Origin of the sequence: Pseudomonas sp. BIGb0278, from assembly GCF_024809895.1 — a bacterium.
Lineage (GTDB): Bacteria > Pseudomonadota > Gammaproteobacteria > Pseudomonadales > Pseudomonadaceae > Aquipseudomonas > Aquipseudomonas shirazensis.
In genome coordinates this window covers 476,691-496,717 of record NZ_JANUEL010000001.1, presented here as the reverse complement: position 1 = coordinate 496,717, position 20,027 = coordinate 476,691, and the positions used below count along the sequence as shown (strand labels likewise).

The window sequence follows — 20,027 nt, the reverse complement described above, 5'->3', positions numbered from 1 at the left end:
AACCAGGATTGCATCTTTCAGTCTGGATGACCCCGCTCGCTAGAGATCGCGAGCCATCAGCCACTGCTGCTTGTCCCAGGCTTCAAAGCGCTCCAATACATGCCAGCCGCGCTTGGCGTAGTAAGCGCTCTGGTCGTGGGTGTGCAGGTACAGGCGAGGAATGCCCAGTGAGCTGGCATGGGCGCAGATCGCTTCGATCAACTGCGCCGCCATGCCCCTGCCGCGAGCCTCGGGTTCGACCAGTACACATGCCAGCCAAGGGCCGAGGTCTGGTCGCTCAGGCAGGTCAGCGGCTGCCAGGCAGGCGCCGCCCAGCAAGCGCCCTTGCTCGAGCGCGACCAGGCATTTCCAGTCACCATTGCGCTGGCCCTCGGCAAACTCCGCTTGCCAGTCGGCCAGCGGCTGGGTTGCATACTCGTAGCTGAATTGCTGATGAAGCCGTTGCGCCATATCGGCGCAGTGGTGCATGTGCTGTTCGAGCCAGTGCAGCGAATGCATGAGCAAATCCTTTACAGGCAGATCCCTGAAGACCGCATTCAACCACAACGCGCCCGCGCCGGGCACTGTGCCTTGTGCAGGTTCAACGCGGTGTTGATGATGCCGATATGGCTGAACGCCTGTGGAAAGTTGCCGAGCATGCGCTGTGCTGTCGGCTCATATTGCTCGGCCAGCAGGCCGAGGTCGTTGCACAGCCCGAGCAGGCGCTGATACAACGCTTCGGCCTGTTCGTGACGGCCCTGCAACACGTACACATCAGCCAACCAGAACGAACACACCAGGAACGTCCCCTCGCCCGCCGACAGCCCATCGCCGCCGCTCTCACTGTCGTAACGCAGCAGCAAGCCATCCTTCAACAGCCGGCTTTCGATCTGCTCAAGCGTGCGCACAAAACGTGGATCGTCGGCGGGCAAAAATCCGGTCAGGGCAATCTGCAGCAGGCTGGCGTCCATTTCACTGGAACCATAGGCCTGAACGAAATACTCGCCACTCGGGTCCAGCCCGTTGGCACAGACTTCACGGTGGATCTCGTCCGCTACCCTGCGGTAATGCTGACCGCGCTCAACCTCTTCCTCGGTGGTTTCTGCCAGGCTGGCGGCACGATCAAAGGCGACCCAGGCCATGACCTTGGAGTGCACAAAGTGCTGAGTGCCGCCGCGCACTTCCCAGATACCCTCATCGGGCTCGCGCCAAATGCTCTCCACATACGGCAGAATCAACCGCGCAATGGCCGCGCTGCGGGGATGGCGCGGCAGGCCGCCCTTGATCGCCTGGGTCATGGCATCGGCAACTTCGCCATAAATATCCAGCTGATGCTGCCCGGCCGCAGCATTGCCGACCCGTACCGGCTGAGAGTGCTCATAGCCCGCCAGCCACGGCAGGTCGTACTCCTGCAGATCGCGCTCACCGGCCAGCCCGTACATGATCTGCATCTGCTCCGGGTTGCCCGCCACCGAACGCAGCAGCCATTCGCGCCAGGCTTGCGCCTCGTCGAAGTAGCCCAGGTTCATGAATGCCAGCAAGGTCATGGTCGCATCGCGCAGCCAGCAATATCGGTAGTCCCAGTTGCGCTCACCACCGACCCGTTCTGGCAGCGAGGTGGTCACTGCCGCGACGATGCCGCCAGTTGGCGCATAGGTCATCGCTTTGAGCGTAATCAGTGAACGCCGCACCTGAGCGCTATAGCGGCCAACGTCGGGGCAGCGGCCGGCAAAGGTCTGCCACTCGTTGAGGGTATGGGCAAATGCCTCGTCCAGGTCGCAGTCGGGCTGCACCGGCAGATGCGAAGGCTGATGGCGCAGGCTGAACACATGGCGCTCGCCGGCAGCTACGCGAAAGCGCACACCGGTATGGTGATCCCAGGCATGAGTGGCGACGCTGCTGGAAAGAATCAGGCGGTCGGGCCCAGCCACCGCGCTGAGGGTCAGCGGGTCGATCTTTTCCACCCACGGCACGCTGCGGCCATAATCAAAACGCAGCACCAGATCCATCTCGAAGCTGGTTTCGCCAGCCAGGCCCTCGACGATGCGAATCACCGAGTTGGTGTCACCCAGCGGCATCAAATCAAGCACCCGCGCCCGACCGCTGGCGGTGCTGTACACCGTCTCCAGAATCAGGCTGTCTTCAAGGTACTGGCGCGTGCTGCTCTCAACCGGATCGGAGGGCGCCAGGCGCCAGCGGCCGTTCTCTTCGTTGCCGAGCAAGGCGGCAAACACCGCCGGGGCGTCGAAGCGCGGCAGGCATAGCCAGTCGATCGAGCCGTCGCGGCTGACCAAGGCGGCGCTACGGCAGTTGCCGAGCAGAGCGTAGTCTTCGATCGGGGCTGGCATTGAAACTCCTTGGCATGGGTTGAACAGGTTTGGCGGGTTAAATCACCGAAAAGTTCTACCGACCCGGCAACATCAGCCAAGGCTATGCCACTCGCGCTTGTCACGGCTGAGCAGCTCGTTGCCCGCTTCCGGGCCATCCTCGCCGGCAGGATATTCATGCACCTTGCTCTCGCTGGCCCAGGCATCCAGAAACGGCTGTACGGCACGCCAGCCGTTTTCGATGTTGTCAGCGCGCTGGAACAGCGTCTGGTCACCGGTCAGGCAGTCGTAGATCAGCGTCTCGTAGCCGGTGGCCGGCGGCATCTTGAAAAAGTCCTTGTAGGCAAAGCCGAGCTCGACATTCTCCATGATCATCTCCGGCCCCGGGCGCTTGGCCTGCAGGTCGAACCACATACCTTCATTGGGCTGGATCTGGATTTTCAGGTAGTTGGCCTTGGGCCGCTCCAGCTCCGATTCACGAAACTGTGCGTACGGCGCTGGCTTGAAGCAGATGGCGATCTCGGTGTCACGCACACTCATGCGCTTGCCGGTACGCAGGTAAAACGGCACCCCAGCCCAACGCCAGTTGTCGATCATCACCTTCAAGGCGACATAGGTTTCGGTCTGGCTGTCAGGGGCTACGTTGGCTTCTTCGCGGTATCCCGGCACGCGCTTGCGGCCCTGCTTGCCGACGCTGTACTGGCCGCGCACCGAGTTCTTCAGGGCCATCTTGGTCGACCAGGGGCGGATGGCGCCGATCACCTTGGCCTTTTCGCCGCGCACCGCATCGGCGCCGAATGCAGCTGGTGGCTCCATGGCGACCATGGCCAACAGCTGGAACAGATGATTGGGGACCATGTCGCGCAGCGCCCCGGTGTTGTCGTAGAACGCACCACGGGTCTCGACGCCGACGGTCTCGGCAGCGGTGATCTGCACGTGGTCGATGTAGTGATTGTTCCAGAACGACTCAAACAGGCCATTGGAGAAGCGGCTGACCAGGATGTTCTGTACGGTCTCTTTGCCAAGATAATGGTCGATGCGATAGATCTGTCGTTCATGCATGACCTTGAGCAGGCAGGCGTTGAGCGCCTCGGCGCTGGCCAGGTCGGTGCCAAACGGTTTTTCGATGACCACCCGGCGGAAGCCCCCTGCCGACTCATCGAGCAAGCCCGCCTCGCCCAGCCGCTGCGCGACCTCAGGGAAGAATCGCGGCGAGGTGGCCAGATAGAAGATGGCGTTGCCATGGCGGGTGCCCTCGACGCGCTTGGCCAGGGCCTGATAAGTGGCCGGGTCGAGGAAATCACCGGTCTGGTAATCCAGCCGCTTGGCCAGCCGCGCCCAGACCTTTTCATCGAGATTTTTGGGCGCGCCCTCGCCCTGCTCGCGGTTGGCCATGAAACTGTGCAGGCGCTCGGCAAACTCCTCTGCGCTGGCGGCGTTGTGGTCAACGCCGACGATACGCAAATTGCGATCGAGCAGGCCGTCGCGGCTGAGGTTGTACAGCGCCGGCATCAGCAGGCGCTTGACCAGATCACCATTGGCGCCGAACAGGAACAACGTGCACGGCGGTGCTGCGGGTATCTTCGTTTGGCTCATGGGCGCTTGTTCTCGACATGCCCACCAAAGCCCAGGCGCATGGCCGACAGGACCTTGTCGCCGAAGGTGCCCTGCTGCTGGCGTGAACGGAAGCGGGCAAACAGCGCGCTGGACAATACCGGTACCGGCACGGCCTGCTCGACGGCAGCGTCGATGGTCCAGCGGCCTTCACCACTGTCCGACACCGAACCACTGAACTGAGCCAAGGCCGGGTCGGCGACCAGCGCGTCGGCGGTCAGGTCGAGCAGCCACGAGGTGACCACGCTGCCACGGCGCCAGACTTCGGCGATTTCTGCCACGTTCAAGTCAAAGCGCTCGGCCTCGGGCAATTCATCACCGCCCTTGCTGCGCAGCAGGTCGAAGCCTTCGGCATAGGCCTGCATCAAGCCGTATTCGATGCCGTTGTGGATCATCTTCACGTAGTGGCCGGAGCCTGCCGGGCCGGCATGGATGTAACCGTGCTCGGCACGTGCGTGCTCACCTTCGCGGCCCTGGGTGCGCGGGATCTCGCCAACACCCGGGGCCAGTGCGCTGAACAGCGGCTCCAGGCGCTCAAACACGTCTTTCTCGCCGCCAATCATCATGCAATAGCCGCGCTCCAGGCCCCAGACGCCGCCGGAGGTGCCGACATCCAGATAATGCAGGCCACGCTGGGACAGCTCGGCCGCGCGGCGCATGTCGTCTTTGTAGAAGGTATTGCCGCCGTCGATGATCGCATCGCCTGGCTCGAGCAGGTCGGCCAGCTGGCGGATGGTCTGCTCGGTCGGCTCGCCGGCTGGCAGCATCACCCACACGGCGCGCGGAGCTTTGAGTTTTTGAATCATTGCGCCCAGGTCGTGGGCACCCTGGGCGCCTTCATTTTCCAGGGCGGTGACCGCGTCGCGATTGCGGTCATGGACCACGGTACGATGCCCGGCACGCATCAGCCGTCTTGCAATATTGCCGCCCATGCGGCCCAGCCCGACGATTCCCAATTGCATGTGGCGTCGCTCCCCTCAGAAATAGTTAACAAGGCTTTTCAGGTTTTCAGATTAGTCCAGCTCATCGGCAAAGGGTTCAGCGACGAACGGCCTGACAACCATAAACAAAAAAGTTCCCAAGCTCGCAGAAAGAATTCAGAATGCGCGCCGTATGAGCGGCTACGCTTAGAATGTCACTAGCCAATTGCGAGGTGTGCAATGGGTACCTTGATGCAAAACACTCCTGTCCAGACCCTTTTTGTTTCCGTTCGCCGTGATGAACTGCGTCGTCTGAAGGAAGAGCGTGACCTGCTGTTGCAACAGGTCGCACAGTTGAGCCTGCAGCTTGAGCAGGGCAAAAACAGCGAAAAGTCCCTCATTAGCTGAGACCCTTTACCTACATTTATCGCACGTAGTTGTTTCTACCTTGGAAGCCTCGCAGGCCCACCCGGCGGCCTGCTTCCAAGGAGTTTCAGCATGAACCGCCCCTGCCTTTACCTATCTGTAGCTTTCCTGTGCCTGCCTGCATACGCGACCGCGGCAACCAAAGAGTGCCAGCCTGTTGCCGACGATGACGTGCTGTCGCTGTTCAGCCAATGGAATGCCAGCTTGCAGAGCGGTGATCCCGCGGCCGTGGCCAGGCTGTATGCAGTAGACGCGCTGTTGCTACCCACAGTGTCCAGTCTGCCGCGGCTGAGCACTGCCGAGCGTGTTGACTACTTCAAGCATTTCCTTGCTGACCGCCCATCCGGCAGGCTCGATAGTCACCATGTCAGCATCGGTTGCAACCAGGCGTCACTGGCCGGGCTGTACACATTCGATTTTGCGGCGACCGGCAAGCAAGTGGCCGCTCGCTATACCTTTACCTACGACTGGACCGGCAGCGAGTGGCTGATCAGCCATCATCATTCCTCGCTGCTGCCTGCTGACTGAAGCTTGTACCAGGCTTGGCTGGGCACGGCAGGCGGGCGCCAAAAGAGCTGCGCAGCAGACAATAAATAAGTTGAATTGGGAACCATTCGCTTTTATCTTGCGCCCGGTCCTCAATTCAACTGTGCCTGTCTGCCAGGGGCGTCGCATGTCGCTGCATGAAACAGATTCGATCATCCCTCTTGATGTTCTCTACGGCACCCAGCGCAGCTGGCTGCTGGCATGGCTGCGGCGTTCGCTGGGCTGCTCGCAGCAGGCTGCCGACCTGGCGCAGGACACGTTCGTGCGCTTGCTGGTGCGTAACCAGCCAATCAGCGACCGCGCCCCGCGGGCATTGCTGGCCCGCATCGCCCGCGGCCTGGTGATCGATCACTGGCGCCGCGATGCACTGGAACGCGCCTACCTTGAGACCCTGGCCCTGCAGCCAGAGGCCGGTTTCCCATCCCCTGCAGTCCGCCATGAGGCGCTGCAATGTCTGGAGCGCATCGCGCAAATGCTCGACGGCCTCAAGCCGGCCGTGCGTGAGGCATTCCTGCTTTACCAACTGAGCGGCCTGACCCACGTGCAAGTGGCCGAGCAGTTGGGTATTTCCAGCCGTACGGCCGAGCGACACGTAGCCAGCGCCCTGCTCCACTGCTATCGGGTGTGCTTCGAGGACGCCCTGTGAGCGCCAGCGCGGAGCGGTTGCCGGAGGCGATCGTGTGCAAGGCCATCGAGTGGCAGATGCGCCTGCGCGATCAGCCGCACCACCCCGAGTTGCAGGCGCAGCTAATGGCGTGGCGGCAGCGCGATGGCCGGCATGAGTTGGCCTGGCTGCGCTTGGGCCAGTTGGCTGGTCAGTTTGACCCTGGGCGGTTACCGGATGCAGCGCAGACCTCGGCCGTGTTACGGCGGGCCGAGGTAGATGTGGGTCGACGGCGGATGCTGTCGTTGCTTGGGGTGGGTTTGGCGGTTGGCAGTGGCGCGTTGCTGTTGAGCCATACCGCACCTGGCTGGCGGAGTGACTTTGCCACGGCTACCGGGGAGCGTCGACGGGTGCCGATGGCCGCTGGTGGTGAGGTGCTGTTGAACACTGACAGTGCAGTGGATATCGAAGCTGGGCGGGTGCTGCTGCGTTCGGGTGAAGTGTTGCTGGATGGGCCTAGCTGGGTTGTCGGTTGCCGCTTCGCCAGTTGTGAAGGGCGCGGAGCGCGGGCGGTGGTGCGGGAGCGGGCTGGGTTCACTGAGGTGCATGTGGCGCGCGGACAAGTGCTGGTGCGCGGGGCTGGCGGGGTGCAGCAGTTGGCTGCGGGGGATGGGGTGGCGGTAGATGGCGGAGGGGTCAGGCCGTTGGTAGGCGTGGGGATCGATCCGTTTGGTTGGAGTCGGGGGGTGTTGGTTGCCAGTGATGTGGGGCTTGGGGAGTTTTTGGCCGAGGCTGGGCGGTATCGGGCTGGGTGGCTTGGGTGTGATGCGGGGATTGCCGGGCTGCGATTGAGTGGGGTGTTTCGTTTGGATGACCCTGAGGGGTTGTTGGGCAATATCGAGCGGTTGTTGCCGGTCAGGGTGGTGGAGCGGACGCGGTGGTGGGTTCGGGTTGTGGCGGTTTGATCTTTGGTTTGTGGTTTGTGGTTTGCTGCTTGTTTTGTGAGCTTATCCATTTTCTGTTGTGGCAGTGCGGGCCCCTTTCGCCCTTACGGCGAGTCACTTTTTTGGCAAACGCCCCAAAAAAGTAACCAAAAAAGGGCTCGCTCCCACATACGGCCCCTGCGCTGCGCTCCGGGGTCCCCTCACTCCGGCATAGCTCCCGGGAGGACCGCGCTGTACGGCCCATCCTGGGCCGCAGCGCTTGCCGGCCATCCATGGCCGGCACCTCCCTTCGCAATGCCTGCGCTCGGCCTCCTGAGGTCGCTGGTAGATCAAGATCAAGAGCACGCCTCGCTGCGCTGGCGCAGATCAAAAGCGAAGGTCAAAAGCGAAGGTCAAAAGCTGGGGCCGTTTTGCGGCCCCGCCCTTGATCTGCGCCAGCGCAGCGAGGCGTGCTCTTGATCTTGCTCTTGATCCACCGGCGACTCAGGAGGCCGAGCGCAGGTCTTGCGAAGGGAGGTGACGGGCATGGATGCCCGTCAAGCGCTGCGGGCCAGGATGGCCCGTACAGCGCGGTCCTCCCGGGAGCAAGACCGGAGCGAGGGAACCCCGCAGCGCAGCGGAGGGGCCGGATGTGGAGCCAAGCATTTTTTTGGTTACTTTTTTGGGGCGTTTGCCAAAAAAGTGACTCGCCGTAAGGGCGAAAGGGGCCCTAACAGCCACCACAGCAAACGGATAAGCCCACAGAGACAGAGGACAAACCACAAATAACCGAAGCCACCAGAAAAAACTGTCGGACTTCTCCAGCTCATCCGGTTAGCAAAGATATCCCCTTCAACGGACCACCCCAATGCCACCCCACAGCAGCAACCTCCCCACCGCCCTGGCCCTGGCCCTGACCCTCTTGGCCAGCAGCGCCAGCGCCGCCGAAAAAACCGCGCCAGCCATCCCCCCGGGCCCGCTGGCCCAAGCCCTGAGCACCTTCGCCGAACGCTCGGGCATCACCCTCTCCTTCTCCCCAGAAAACGTTCAAAACCTCACAACCCAAGGCACCCAGCCAGGCGGCACGCTCAACGAAGCCCTCGCCCGCCTGCTCCAGGGCACCAACCTTAGCCCGCACAAAACCCAATCCGGCTACGTCATCCTGCCCACCGCGACCGACACCAGCCTGCAACTCGATCCCACCAACATCGACGCCAACGCAAGCCAAAGCGCCTTCGCCCCGGTCAGCGGCTACTACGCCAGCAACGCCAGCAGCGCAACCAAGACCGACCGCCCGATCCTCGAAACCGCGCAAAGCGTCAGTGTCGTCACCGCCGCGCAGATCGCAGACCGCAAGGTCGACCGCGTCGAAGACGCCGTCGCTTACACCGCCGGCGTGCGTGTGGGCAGCTCGGGCCTGGACCCGCGCTTTGACATGATCAGCGTGCGCGGTTTCGAAACCACCATGTCCGCCGACTTCCTCGACGGCCTGCGCCAACCCGGCAGCGGCTGGCTGTCGCTGTACCAGACCGAAGCCTACAACCTAGAACGCATCGAAGTGGTCAAAGGCCCTGCTTCGGTGCTGTACGGCCAGATCAGCCCCGGCGGCATGGTCAACAGGGTCAGCAAACGCCCGAGCCTGGACGCACGCAACGAAGTGCAGATCCAGGCCGGCAACTATAACCACCAACAAGGCCAGTTCGACCTCGGCGGGCGCCTGGACGAACAAGGCGACCTGCTCTACCGCGTGGTCGGCGTCTACCGCGATGCAGAAAACTACATCGAGCAACTGAACAACGACGTGCGCCTGATCGCGCCCTCGCTGAGCTGGCAGATCGACCCCGACACCCGTCTCACCCTGCTCGCCCAATACCAGGAGCGTGAAACCGCCGGTTCACCGATGCTCTACCAGCAAGGCGAGCACCTGAGCAACTTCTGGCAGGGCGATGAATACTTCGACAAACTCGAACAGCGCCAGTGGACCCTGGGTTACGAGTTCGAGCACATCCTCAACGACACCTTCACCTTCCAGCAGAACCTGCGCTACGGCCAGGTCGACACCACCAACCAGTACATGCAGCCCTTCCAGGAGCGTGGCTCGGTGCTCGATCGACAAGCCGTCGGCGTCTACGAAAACATGACCTCGCTGTCGACCGACACCCGCCTGGTCAGCCGCTTCGACACCGGCAACCTGCGTCACACCCTGGTCAGCGGCTGGGACTATGCGCTGCTTGAAACCGACCTGCTGTACGCCATGGGCCCCGGGCCTTCGATCGATCGCTACGCGCCAGACTACCATCAGCCGGTTGCGCGCCCGAACACGGCCTGGGCCGACGAGGACGGCCTGGAGCACCGCAGCGGCCTGTACCTGCAAGACCAGATCGAGATCGACCGCTGGCGCCTGTCGGCCGGGCTGCGCCGTGACAAGGTAGATGTACGCCGCAGCAATCACCTCGCCGGCAGCAAGCGCAAGGACGACGACGCGGCCACCACCGGCTCGATCGGCGCGCTGTACCTGTTCGACAACGGTGTCGCGCCCTACGTCAGCTATGCCACCTCGTTTTTGCCACAGAGCAGCAGCCAGCCCGATGGCAGCCCCTACAAGGCCACCGAAGGCGAGCAATATGAGTTGGGCGTGAAGTACCAACCACCGGGCAGCTCGACCCTGCTCACCGCCTCGCTGTACCACCTGACCCAGCAAAACGTACTGACCCGCGACCTGGCCGACCCGACCCGCAGCATCGCCACCGGTGAGCAGACCTCAAAGGGCCTGGAGCTGGAAGCGGTATCCGACCTGAGCGAGCGCCTCAAGCTGACTGCCAGCTACAGCTACAACGATGCCGAGGTGACCAAGAGCAACGACGGCAACCAAGGCAAGCAACCGCTGAACGTGCCACGCCATCTGGCCTCGATGTGGCTCGACTACCGCTTGCCGTTCGGCCTCGGCCTGGGCGCGGGTGCGCGCTACACCGGCAGCAACTTCGGCGATGCCGCCAACACCCAGAAGAACGAGGGCTACACCCTGGTCGACGCTGGCGTGCACTACGACTTTGCCGGCGACCTGGACGGCGTGCGCCTGGGCTTCAATGCGCGCAACCTGCTCGACAAGCGCTACATCAATTGCCAGCAGGGTTACTGCTATCGCGGCGAGGCACGCAGCCTGGTCACCAGCCTCAGCTATCGCTGGTAAGGAGAACACTGATGACGCGCACACTGTGGATTTACCTGAGCGCCCTGTTGTTTGCCGGGCTGGCACACGCCGCGCCGGTGACACTGGACGGCACCGAACAATGGACGATGAAAAGCGCCGAAGGCCGCGAGTACCGGATCATGGTCAGCCTGCCGGAAGGCGATGTGCCGTGGACCGGTGGCTACCCGGTGATCTACCTGCTCGACGGCAACGCGTACTTCCCGGCCTTCCACGCTGCCAAGCGCGCGCAGGAGCGCTTGCGCGGCTCGATTCTGGTGGCGATCGGTTATCCCAGTGACACCCCGCTGGACTTCGAGCGCCGCGCCTTCGACCTGTCTCCGCCGCAACCGGCCGAACGCAACGTGCCGCCGCAGGGCGGCCAGGACGTGTTTCTGGATTTCATCGAAAAGCGGCTAATGCCTGAGGTCAACAGCCGCTTCAAGGTCGATCAAGACCAACGCAGCCTGGTCGGGCACTCGTTTGGTGGCATGTTCGCGGTGTATACCCTGTTCACCCGCCCGGCGCTGTTTCAGCATGCCGTGGCAATCAGCCCCAGCCTGTGGTGGCGGGACCGCTATTTGCTGGAACACGAGCGCACGTTCACCCAGCGTGCCCATGCCGGTCAGATCGACCTTACCCACAGCAGCCTGAGCCTGCTGATTGGTGATCGCGAGATGCCCCAGGAGATCCAGGACGCGCGCTCGCTGCAGTTGCGTCTGGAGCAGCTGTCGCAGTACGGCCTGCGCAGTGATTTCCAGATCGAGCCAGGCGAAGACCATATGTCGGCGCCATTTCGTGTTGCCCCGCGCGTGCTCGACGAACTGATGAGCACACGTCGCTACTGACCGACCGACATCACCCCAAAGCGGCGCACCAACACGGTGCGCCAGATCCAAGGCGCACCCCGCTGGCGCATTGCATCCATGACATGAAACTGTCGTAAATGGTCGAGATCTTCGCCATTTACACCTCGCTACAGACGCCAACGTTTGCGTCTGGCCCGCCTCATAACGAAAGTGACCGGCGGGTCACCTTTTTATCACCTACTCTCCTACACTCAAATTCCGGCCCGCCATTTGCTCTGTCTTGAAGTGACGCAAATAAGTCGAACTTTTCAAAAAGGCGGTGGGTCAGCAAGTAAGTAGGCCAGGCGAGGGTAAAAACCAGCCCTGGTCAAGCCATCCCAGACCGATCGACCGCCTTTGGCAAGTATGCCGATTGCGCAGTGCCCGCGCGCACGATCACGAGCATGGATAGCACTACACCGTTTAGACCAGAGAGAACCCAACACGAAGCAATGCGACGGGTGCCAGCCACCCGACCAGATTAGGGATGGAGAGAAGAATGATCAGTGCCGCTGTCGAGCCACACGCAAGTAGTTTCAACCCGAACAACCGCGAGCCGCTGCAGATGGAGCGCGGGACGGCAGGCAAGGCACCTGGTGCCGAGCGCCAGAACAACCCGAACAAGCGCAAGGTTCTCTTTGTTACTTCGGAATTCGCCGACCTGGTCAAGACCGGCGGCCTGGGCGACGTTTCGGCCGCACTGCCGCGTGCCATGGCTCACCTGCACGATGTACGGGTGCTGATCCCCGGCTACCCGCAGGTGGTCGACAGCGACTACCCGATCCATATCGTTGGCGAACTCGGCGGCCACGCTGCTCTGCCGCCGTGCAAGATCGGCCGTATGGACCTGCCCGATGGCCTGGTCATCTATGTGCTGATCTGCCCGGAACTGTATGAGCGTGAAGGCTCGCCCTACGGCGCCAACAACGGGCGCGATTGGCCGGACAACCATATTCGCTTCGCCCGCCTCGGCTTGGCCGCAGCAGAAATCGCTGCTGGCGAGGGCCTGGCACACTGGACCCCGGAGCTGGTCCACGCCCACGACTGGCCGGCTGGCCTGGCACCGGCGTACATGCACTGGCGCGGTCTGAAGACACCGACTCTGTTCACCATCCACAACCTGGCCTATCAGGGCGTGTACAACCGTGGCTGCAGCCCGGAGCTGGCGATCCCTGATCATGCCATGCAGCAGGAAGGCATGGAGTTCTACGGCAAGCTGTCGTTCCTCAAGGCCGGCCTGGCTTATTCCAGCCACATCACCACGGTCAGCGCCACTTACGCCAAGGAAATCACCACCCCCGAGTTCGGGTGTGGCTTGGACGGTTTCCTTGCCAGCAAGGCGCAACAGGGCTTGCTTGGCGGCATTCCCAACGGCATCGACGAAAGCTGGGATTCGGCGACCGACAAGCACCTGGTGCACAACTTCAGCATCAACGACTGGGACGGCAAGGCGCGCAATGCCGCGCAGGTCCGCGAGCTGTTCGAACTCGAGCCATCCGACGGCCCGCTGTTCGCGGTGGTCTCGCGCCTGGTGTTCCAGAAAGGTCTTGACCTGACCTTGGCCGTTGCCGACTTCATCGTCGAGCAAGGCGGCCAGATTGCGATCATCGGCCGCGGCGAGCCGGAAGAAGAACAGGCCATGCGCGAGCTTGCCCTGCGTCACCCAGGCCGGATCGGCGTGCGCATTGGCTTCAACGAGACCGACGCCCGGCGCATGTTCGCCGGCAGCGATTTCCTGCTGATGCCATCGCGTTACGAACCCTGCGGCTTGAGCCAGATGTACGCCCAGCGCTTCGGTTCGCTGCCGGTGGCGCGCAATACCGGCGGCTTGGCCGACACCATCGACAATGGCGTCACCGGTTTCCTCTTCAACGAATCCACCGTAGACAGCTATCGCGAGGCGCTGAGCCGCGCCTTCTATATCTATGGCAAGAAAGACCTGCTGCATGCCATGCGCTGCCTGTCGATGACCCAACCATTCAACTGGTGTCAGGCGGTCGAACCCTATGCGCACCTTTATGAAGATCTGGTCAAACAGGTCCAGCTGAGCAATTACTGATCGGAGCTTCGAAGATGCACAGACATGGCGCACATATGTTGGACGCCACGTCCGCGCGCTTCGCCCTCTGGGCGCCGGATGCGCGCAGCGTGAGCCTGCAACTGCAAGACCAACCTGAAATCGATATGCAGCGTGACAGCGATGGCTGGTTCAGCATCGATGTCGCCTGCCCGCCCGGCAGCCGTTATCGCTATCGGGTCAACGCTGAACTGGAAGTGGCCGACCCGGCCTCGCGCTATCAGCCCGAGGGCGTACATGGCCCCAGCCAACTGGTCGACCTTGCTGCCTACCCCTGGCTGCACCCGTGGCAGGGCCGGCCCTGGCATGAAGCAGTTATCCAGGAAGTGCACGTCGGCCTGCTGGATGGCTACGCCGGGGTCGCCGGGCAACTGCCGCGGCTGGCTGAGCTGGGCGTAACTGCCATCGAATTGATGCCCTTGGGGCAGTTCCCAGGCGAGCGTAATTGGGGCTACGACGGCGTGCTGCCGTTCGCTGCGCAGCACACTTACGGCAGCCCGCAGCAGTTATGTGCACTGGTTGATAAAGCCCATGGCCACGGCCTGATGGTGATGGTCGATGTGGTCTACAACCACTTCGGCCCGGACGGCAACTACCTGCACGCCTACGCTGACCCGTTCTTCCGTGAAGACCGGCAGACGCCATGGGGCGCCGCGATTGATTTTCGCAAGCCCGAGGTGCGCGAGTACTTTATCCAGAACGCTCTTATGTGGCTGTGCGACTATCGCATTGACGGCCTGCGCCTGGATGCAGTGCATGCTATAGACCAACCGGATTTCCTGGTCGAGCTGGCCGCCCGGGTGCGTGCCGCAGTAGAACCGGGCCGACAGGTCTGGCTGGTACTGGAAAACGAGCACAATCAGGCCGACCTGCTCGAACAGGGCTTCGACGCGCAGTGGAACGATGATGGCCACAACGCCTTGCACGTGCTGCTGACCGACGAAGTGGAAGGGTATTACGAAGACTACAAGGACCGTCCAGTTGAAAAGCTCGCTCGCTGCCTGAGCGAGGGGTTCGTGTTCCAGGGGCAGAACACTCGCCACGGCACCCCGCGTGGTGAACCCAGCGGGCATCTGCCGCCGACCTCGTTCGTGCTGTTTTTGCAGAACCACGACCAGATCGGCAACCGCGCCATGGGCGAGCGCCTGACACGCCTCTGTCCGCCGCAGGCGCTGCGTGCCGCAACCGGGCTGTTGCTGCTGTCGCCGATGATCCCGTTGCTGTTCATGGGCGATGAAGAAGGCAGCTGCCAGCCGTTCGTGTTCTTCACCGACTTCCATGACGAACTGGCCGATGCAGTACGTGAGGGGCGCCGCGGCGAGTTTGCCCACTTCGCCGCATTTGTCAACCCCGATACCCGCGCCAAGATCCCCGACCCGAACGCCGCCGCGACCTTCAACGCCTCACGGCTTGATGGCCAGCAAGTACTGGCCGGCTGGCACGGCTTATATCAGCAACTGCTGCAACTGCGCGCTCGGCATATCGTCCCGCATTTGCCCGGCACCCGCGCACTGGGCTGCGAAGTGCTCGGCGACAAGGCCGTCAGTGCGCGCTGGCAGTTGGGCAACGGCAGCGAGCTGCGCATCGACCTCAATCTGGGCGGCACTGCCGTCAACGCCAACCTGCCCACCGCCCGCTGGCGCCTGTTCGACACCGGCGCCGATGCCCACCCTGACACTTCCCTGACCGCGCACAGTTGCGTGGTCAGCCTGATCCCTTCTGGCCTGGAACCTTCATGAGCGACTCGCCCCTGCACCAATTGGCCGCTCGGGCCGGCCTGGCCCGAGACTGGATAGACGCCAACAACCGCCCGCAACAGGTCAGTGACGAGGTCCTGCGCCAGGTCCTGGCCGGCCTCGGCCACCCTGCTGACGATGATGCCGCGAGCACTGCCAGCCTGCGTGATCTGGAACACGCCGAAGACGGCGAGCACCTGCCGCCGCTGTTGACCTGCGAGGTCGACCAGACGCTGTCGCTGGTGCATTACTTCCCGGCGGGCAGCGCTGTGCAGTGCGTGCTGGAAAACGGTGACCCGCTCGAGCTGCAACTGGACGAGCAGGCGCGGCTGCCGGGCACCCTGCCACTTGGTTACCATCAACTGCAGATCGAGCAGCGCGAGTTCACCGTGGCGGTTTGCCCGCCGCGCTGTTACAGCCTTGAACAAGCCGTTGACGAGCCGCCTGCGCGGCTATGGGGCCTGGCCGCTCAGTTGTACAGCCTGCGCCGGGAAGGTGGCGGCGGTTACGGCGATTGCATGGCCTTGGAGCAACTCGCCCGCAGCGCTGCCGAGCGCGGTGCCGACGCCATCGCGATCAGCCCCATCCATGCCTTGAGCCTGGCCGATCAGCAGCATTTCAGCCCCTACTCGCCTTCCAGCCGGCTGCAGCTCAACAGCCTCTACGCCAGCCCCGCCACGGTGCTCGGTGAGCGTGCGGTGCGCCTAGCTGTGGAAACCTGCCTGTTGCAGCCAACCCTCGATGCACTGGAGCAGGAGCCGCTGGTCAACTGGCCGGTGGCCGCCGACGCGCAACAGCGCGTACTGGAAGCCCTCTACAAAGACTTCAATCAGGGCAATCATCCGCTACGTGAGGACTTTGACAGTTTCTGCGCCGCCGCCGGCGAGCCGCTCACGCTGCACTGCCGTTTTGAGCTGCTGCAGGCCGAAGCCGTCGCTCAGGGCCTGAGCGGCGACTGGCGTAACTGGCCGCCGGCCTGGCAAGACCCTCACCACCCTGAAGTCGAAGCGCTGGCCGCCGCACATCCGTCGCGGGTCGAATACCATGCCTTCTGCCAGTGGCTGACCGAGCGCAGCCTGCAACGCGCGCACCAAGCGGCAGTTGCCGGCGGCATGGCCATCGGCCTGATCGCCGATCTCGCCGTGGGTGCCGACGGCGCCGGCAGCCAGGCCTGGAGCCGGCAGGATGAACTGCTGGCCAGCCTGACCGTCGGCGCACCGCCGGATATCCTCAATCGCTCCGGGCAAGACTGGGGCATCAGTGCGTTCTCCCCGGAAGGCCTCAAGCGCAACGGCTATCGCGCCTTCATCGAAATGCTGCGGGCCAACCTGGCACATGCCGGCGGCCTGCGCATCGATCACGTCATGGGCCTGCGCCGGCTGTGGCTGATCCCCAACGGCGCCAAACCCAGCGAAGGCGCGTACCTGAATTTCCCGCTCGACGACCTGCTGCGCCTGCTGGCGCTGGAGTCGGTCAAGCACGAGGCGGTGATACTTGGCGAAGACCTTGGCACCGTGCCCGACGGCCTGCGCGAAACCCTGGCGAGCAAGGCCTTGCTGGGCATGCGCGTACTGCCTTTCGAGCAGCACTCCACCGGCCACTTCAAGGCGGTACTGGACTGGCCGGACGACGCCATGGCCACCACCGGCACCCATGACCTGGCGCCCCTCGCCGGCTGGCTGCAAAGCCGCGATATCGACTGGAGCCATCGCCTGCAGCTGCTCGATGCCACCGCCGAGCTGCACTGGCGTCACGACCGGCAAAAAGAGTGCGACGGCCTGCGCAGCCTGCTGGAAAGCAACTACGGCCCGCTGCCCGGTAACGACGAGTTGATTGACGCGGCTATCCGCTTTGTCGGCCATACCCGCGCGCCGCTGGTACTGATCCCGCTGGAAGACCTGCTTGGCAGCGATGAGCAGCCCAACCTGCCCGGCACTACCGAAGGCCACCCCAACTGGCGGCGGCGTTTTGCCAAGCCTGTAACTGAATTACTCGATGACGAAGACGCTGCACGGCGTTTGGAACTGCTGGCGCAAGCCCGCGAGCAAGCTTGGGAGCGTGACCGATGAAAGCCTTGACCGCCACTGTGCGCCTGCAATTGCACAGCGACTTCACCCTTGACGATGCAGTGCCGCTGGTGCCGTATTTTGCCCGCCTGGGCATCAGCCATGTGTACGCCTCGCCGATCCTCAAGGCCCGCGCCGGGTCACGTCATGGCTATGACGTGGTCGACCCGACCCAGATCAACCCGGAGCTGGGTGGCGAGGCAGCTTTGCTGCGCCTGATTGCCGCCCTGCGCCAGCACGGCATGGGCTTCATTCTCGACACCGTGTCCAACCACATGGCCGTCGGTGGCGCCGACAATCCCTGGTGGCAGAGCCTGCTGGCCTGGGGTCGACGCAGCCCCTACGCCGAATTCTTCGACATCCAGTGGCACTCCGCCGACCCACTGCTGGCCGGTCAACTGCTGCTGCCGTTTCTCGGCAGCGATTATGGCCAGGCCCTGCAGAACGGCGAACTGCCGCTGACCTTCGATGCCACGACCGGCGTGCTCGAGGTTGCTCATTACGATCACCGCTTCCCGATCTGCCCGGCCGATTACGGTCAGATCCTCAGCCACAGTCCACAGCTGCAAGACCTGGCCCAGCACTTCACTGCCCTGCGCGGTTCGGCGCAGCCGCTGATCGACGCCCAGGCGCTGCACGCCGAACTGGCCCGCCGGGTCAACGCCGGCACCTCGCTGGAGCCAGCCTTGGCCGCCTTCGACAGCAGCAGTGAGCAAGGCTTCCATCGCCTGCACGAGCTGCTCGAACGGCAGAGCTATCGCCTGGCCAGCTGGCGCACCGCTGCCGACGACATCAACTGGCGGCGCTTCTTCGACATCAATGAACTGGGCGGCCTGCGCGTTGAGCGTTCGGTGGTGTTCGAGGCGACTCATGCGAAGCTGTTTGAGCTGATCGAACGCGGCCTGGTCGATGGCCTGCGCATCGACCATATCGATGGCCTGGCCGACCCTCGTGGTTACTGCCGCAAACTGCGCCGACGGGTCGACAGCCTGCTCGCCGCCCGGCCAGTTGAAGCCGCCGTGGAGCACTTCCCGATCTACGTCGAGAAAATCCTCGGCGTCGACGAGCACCTGCATCAGGACTGGTTGACCGACGGCACCACCGGTTACGAGTTCATGAACCAGGTGTCGCTGGTGCAGCACGACCCGGCCGGTGAGGCGCCGTTGACCGAGCTTTGGCGCGAAGTCAGCGAACGCCCCGAGTTCGAGGAAGAAGTCCGCCAGGCGCGCAGACTGGTGCTCAACGCGAGCCTGGCCGGCGACTGCGAATCGGTGGCGCAGGCCTTGTTGCAAGTGGCCCGCGACGACCTGATGACCCGCGACCTGACCCTGGGTGCGATTCGCCGCGCCTTGCAGGCGCTGGTCGAGCATTACTCGGTGTACCGCACCTACATCAACGCCCTCGGCCGTCCTGCCGAAGACGAAGTGTTCTTCCAGCAGGCCTTGCTCGCTGCCCGGCAGACCCTCGCTGAAGCCGACTGGCCGCTGCTGACCCAGCTCGAGCAGTGGCTCGGCGGCCAGCGCTGGCGCAGCCTGCCACCGGGCCGCGCGCGCAAGCAGCTGCGTCATGCCTGCGTGCGCTTCCAGCAACTGACCGCGCCCAGCGCCGCCAAAGCGGTCGAGGACACGGCCTTCTATCGCTCGGCGCGGTTGTTGTCGCGCAATGACGTTGGCTTTGAAGCCGAGCGTTTCAGCGCACCGCCCGAGGCGTTCCATGAAGAAGCGCAGCGGCGCTTGCGTGACTTCCCGGACAACCTGCTGGCCACCGCCACCCACGACCACAAACGCGGAGAAGATTGCCGTGCTCGGCTGGCCGTACTCAGCGAACGCGGGCCATGGCTGGCGGGCCGTGTCGAGCATTGGCGCGAATTGGCCGAGCCGCTGCGCGAGGCGCTGGACGATGGCCCGGCACCGAGCCCGGGCGACGAGCTGATGCTTTATCAGACCCTGCTCGGCAGCTGGCCGCTGCACCTTGACCTGAACGATCAGAGCGCGTTGGAGCAATACGCCGAGCGCATCCGCCAGTGGCAGCAAAAAGCCCTGCGCGAAGCCAAACTGCGCAGCGCCTGGAGTGCTCCAAACGAGGCTTACGAGGCCGCCTCGGCGGCGTTTGTCGATGGCCTATTGCTGGAGCGTGATCACCAGCAACTGCGCAACTCGCTGGCCGAAGCTGCACAGGCGCTGGCCTGCCCAGGCGCACTCAACGGCCTGGTCCAGACCCTGCTGCGGATGACCTCTCCGGGCGTGCCAGACTTGTACCAAGGCAACGAGTACTGGGACTTCAGCCTGGTTGACCCGGACAACCGGCGCCCGGTCGACTACGCTCTGAGACGGGCCACGCTGGATGCCAGCACGCCACTGGCCGAGCTGCTTGGGCAATGGCGCGATGGGCGCATCAAACAGGCGCTGATCGCCGAGGTGCTGGACCTGCGCATGGCGCACCCGCAGCTGTTCCGCCGTGGTGACTACCTGCCGCTGGAGGTACAGGGCGAACATGCCGACAAGGTCCTCGCGTTTGCCCGTGTTGCCGCGGGCGAGCGCGCCATCGTGGTGGTGCCGCGCCTGGCTAGCAGCTTGCTGGGCACTGCCAGCACACCGTTGATCCCAGCGCAGAACTGGGGCAACACACAGCTGATTCTGCCGTTTGCCGAGTCCACTGCACATTGGACTGGACTTTTTGCCAGCCGCGCGGTCAGCCCTACTAGAGCGCTGAATTTGCGCGAGGTATTGGCGCAATGCCCGGTCAATCTGTTGATACAACAATCTTGAGTATCA

14 protein-coding genes are annotated in these 20,027 nt (G+C 63.5%); 10 read left to right on the top strand and 4 right to left on the bottom strand.

Going from position 1 to position 20,027, the window contains the following annotated elements; translation table 11 throughout:
• Window positions 1-39: 39 nt before the first annotated feature.
• The 4 genes from M2396_RS02220 to gnd form a co-directional block, all read right to left on the bottom strand.
• Entirely contained in the window at window positions 40-498 is a 459-nt protein-coding gene (locus M2396_RS02220; protein WP_259072554.1) for a GNAT family N-acetyltransferase, read from the bottom strand.
• Window positions 499-536: 38 nt separating this feature from the next.
• Entirely contained in the window at window positions 537-2,327 is a 1,791-nt protein-coding gene (locus M2396_RS02215; RefSeq protein WP_259072553.1) for a glycoside hydrolase family 15 protein, read from the bottom strand.
• A 72-nt stretch (window positions 2,328-2,399) separates the two neighbouring features.
• On the bottom strand, window positions 2,400-3,902 hold the full coding sequence (gene zwf / locus M2396_RS02210; protein ID WP_150569879.1) for a glucose-6-phosphate dehydrogenase: 1,503 nt from the start codon (window positions 3,900-3,902) through the stop codon (window positions 2,400-2,402).
• Window positions 3,899-4,882 (bottom strand): phosphogluconate dehydrogenase (NAD(+)-dependent, decarboxylating), encoded by a 984-nt coding sequence (gnd, locus tag M2396_RS02205; protein WP_101320903.1) that lies wholly within the window; start codon window positions 4,880-4,882, stop codon window positions 3,899-3,901. The genes zwf and gnd overlap by 4 nt, the downstream gene beginning before the upstream one ends.
• A gap of 198 nt (window positions 4,883-5,080) precedes the next feature.
• Here gnd and M2396_RS02200 point away from each other — a divergent pair, with 198 nt between their 5' ends.
• The 10 genes from M2396_RS02200 (at window position 5,081) to M2396_RS02155 (ending at window position 20,021) form a co-directional block, all read left to right on the top strand.
• Entirely contained in the window at window positions 5,081-5,248 is a 168-nt protein-coding gene (locus tag M2396_RS02200) for a DUF6026 family protein (RefSeq protein WP_178080778.1), read from the top strand.
• A 90-nt stretch (window positions 5,249-5,338) separates the two neighbouring features.
• Entirely contained in the window at window positions 5,339-5,794 is a 456-nt protein-coding gene (locus M2396_RS02195) for a DUF4440 domain-containing protein (RefSeq protein WP_101320905.1), read from the top strand.
• A 145-nt stretch (window positions 5,795-5,939) separates the two neighbouring features.
• Window positions 5,940-6,458, top strand: coding sequence for a sigma-70 family RNA polymerase sigma factor (locus M2396_RS02190; protein WP_259072546.1), 519 nt, complete (start codon window positions 5,940-5,942; stop codon window positions 6,456-6,458).
• Entirely contained in the window at window positions 6,455-7,381 is a 927-nt protein-coding gene (locus M2396_RS02185; RefSeq protein ID WP_259072545.1) for a DUF4880 domain-containing protein, read from the top strand. Before M2396_RS02190 ends, M2396_RS02185 begins: the two co-directional genes overlap by 4 nt.
• Before the next feature lie 826 nt (window positions 7,382-8,207).
• On the top strand, window positions 8,208-10,529 hold the full coding sequence (locus tag M2396_RS02180; RefSeq protein ID WP_259072544.1) for a TonB-dependent siderophore receptor: 2,322 nt from the start codon (window positions 8,208-8,210) through the stop codon (window positions 10,527-10,529).
• An 11-nt stretch (window positions 10,530-10,540) separates the two neighbouring features.
• Window positions 10,541-11,374: an alpha/beta hydrolase gene (locus M2396_RS02175; RefSeq protein ID WP_188036326.1), complete on the top strand. Its 834-nt coding sequence runs from the start codon at window positions 10,541-10,543 to the stop codon at window positions 11,372-11,374.
• Between the two features lie 499 nt (window positions 11,375-11,873).
• The gene (glgA, locus tag M2396_RS02170; protein WP_103437910.1) at window positions 11,874-13,433 is read left to right on the top strand and encodes a glycogen synthase GlgA; all 1,560 of its coding nucleotides are present in this window, start codon (window positions 11,874-11,876) and stop codon (window positions 13,431-13,433) included.
• A 14-nt stretch (window positions 13,434-13,447) separates the two neighbouring features.
• On the top strand, window positions 13,448-15,190 hold the full coding sequence (gene treZ, locus M2396_RS02165) for a malto-oligosyltrehalose trehalohydrolase (RefSeq protein ID WP_259072543.1): 1,743 nt from the start codon (window positions 13,448-13,450) through the stop codon (window positions 15,188-15,190).
• Complete coding sequence (malQ, locus tag M2396_RS02160) at window positions 15,187-17,256, top strand: 4-alpha-glucanotransferase (RefSeq protein ID WP_259072542.1); 2,070 nt, start codon at window positions 15,187-15,189, stop codon at window positions 17,254-17,256. Before treZ ends, malQ begins: the two co-directional genes overlap by 4 nt.
• Complete coding sequence (locus M2396_RS02155; RefSeq protein WP_188036329.1) at window positions 17,253-20,021, top strand: malto-oligosyltrehalose synthase; 2,769 nt, start codon at window positions 17,253-17,255, stop codon at window positions 20,019-20,021. Before malQ ends, M2396_RS02155 begins: the two co-directional genes overlap by 4 nt.
• The last annotated feature ends 6 nt before the right edge of the window (window positions 20,022-20,027 follow it).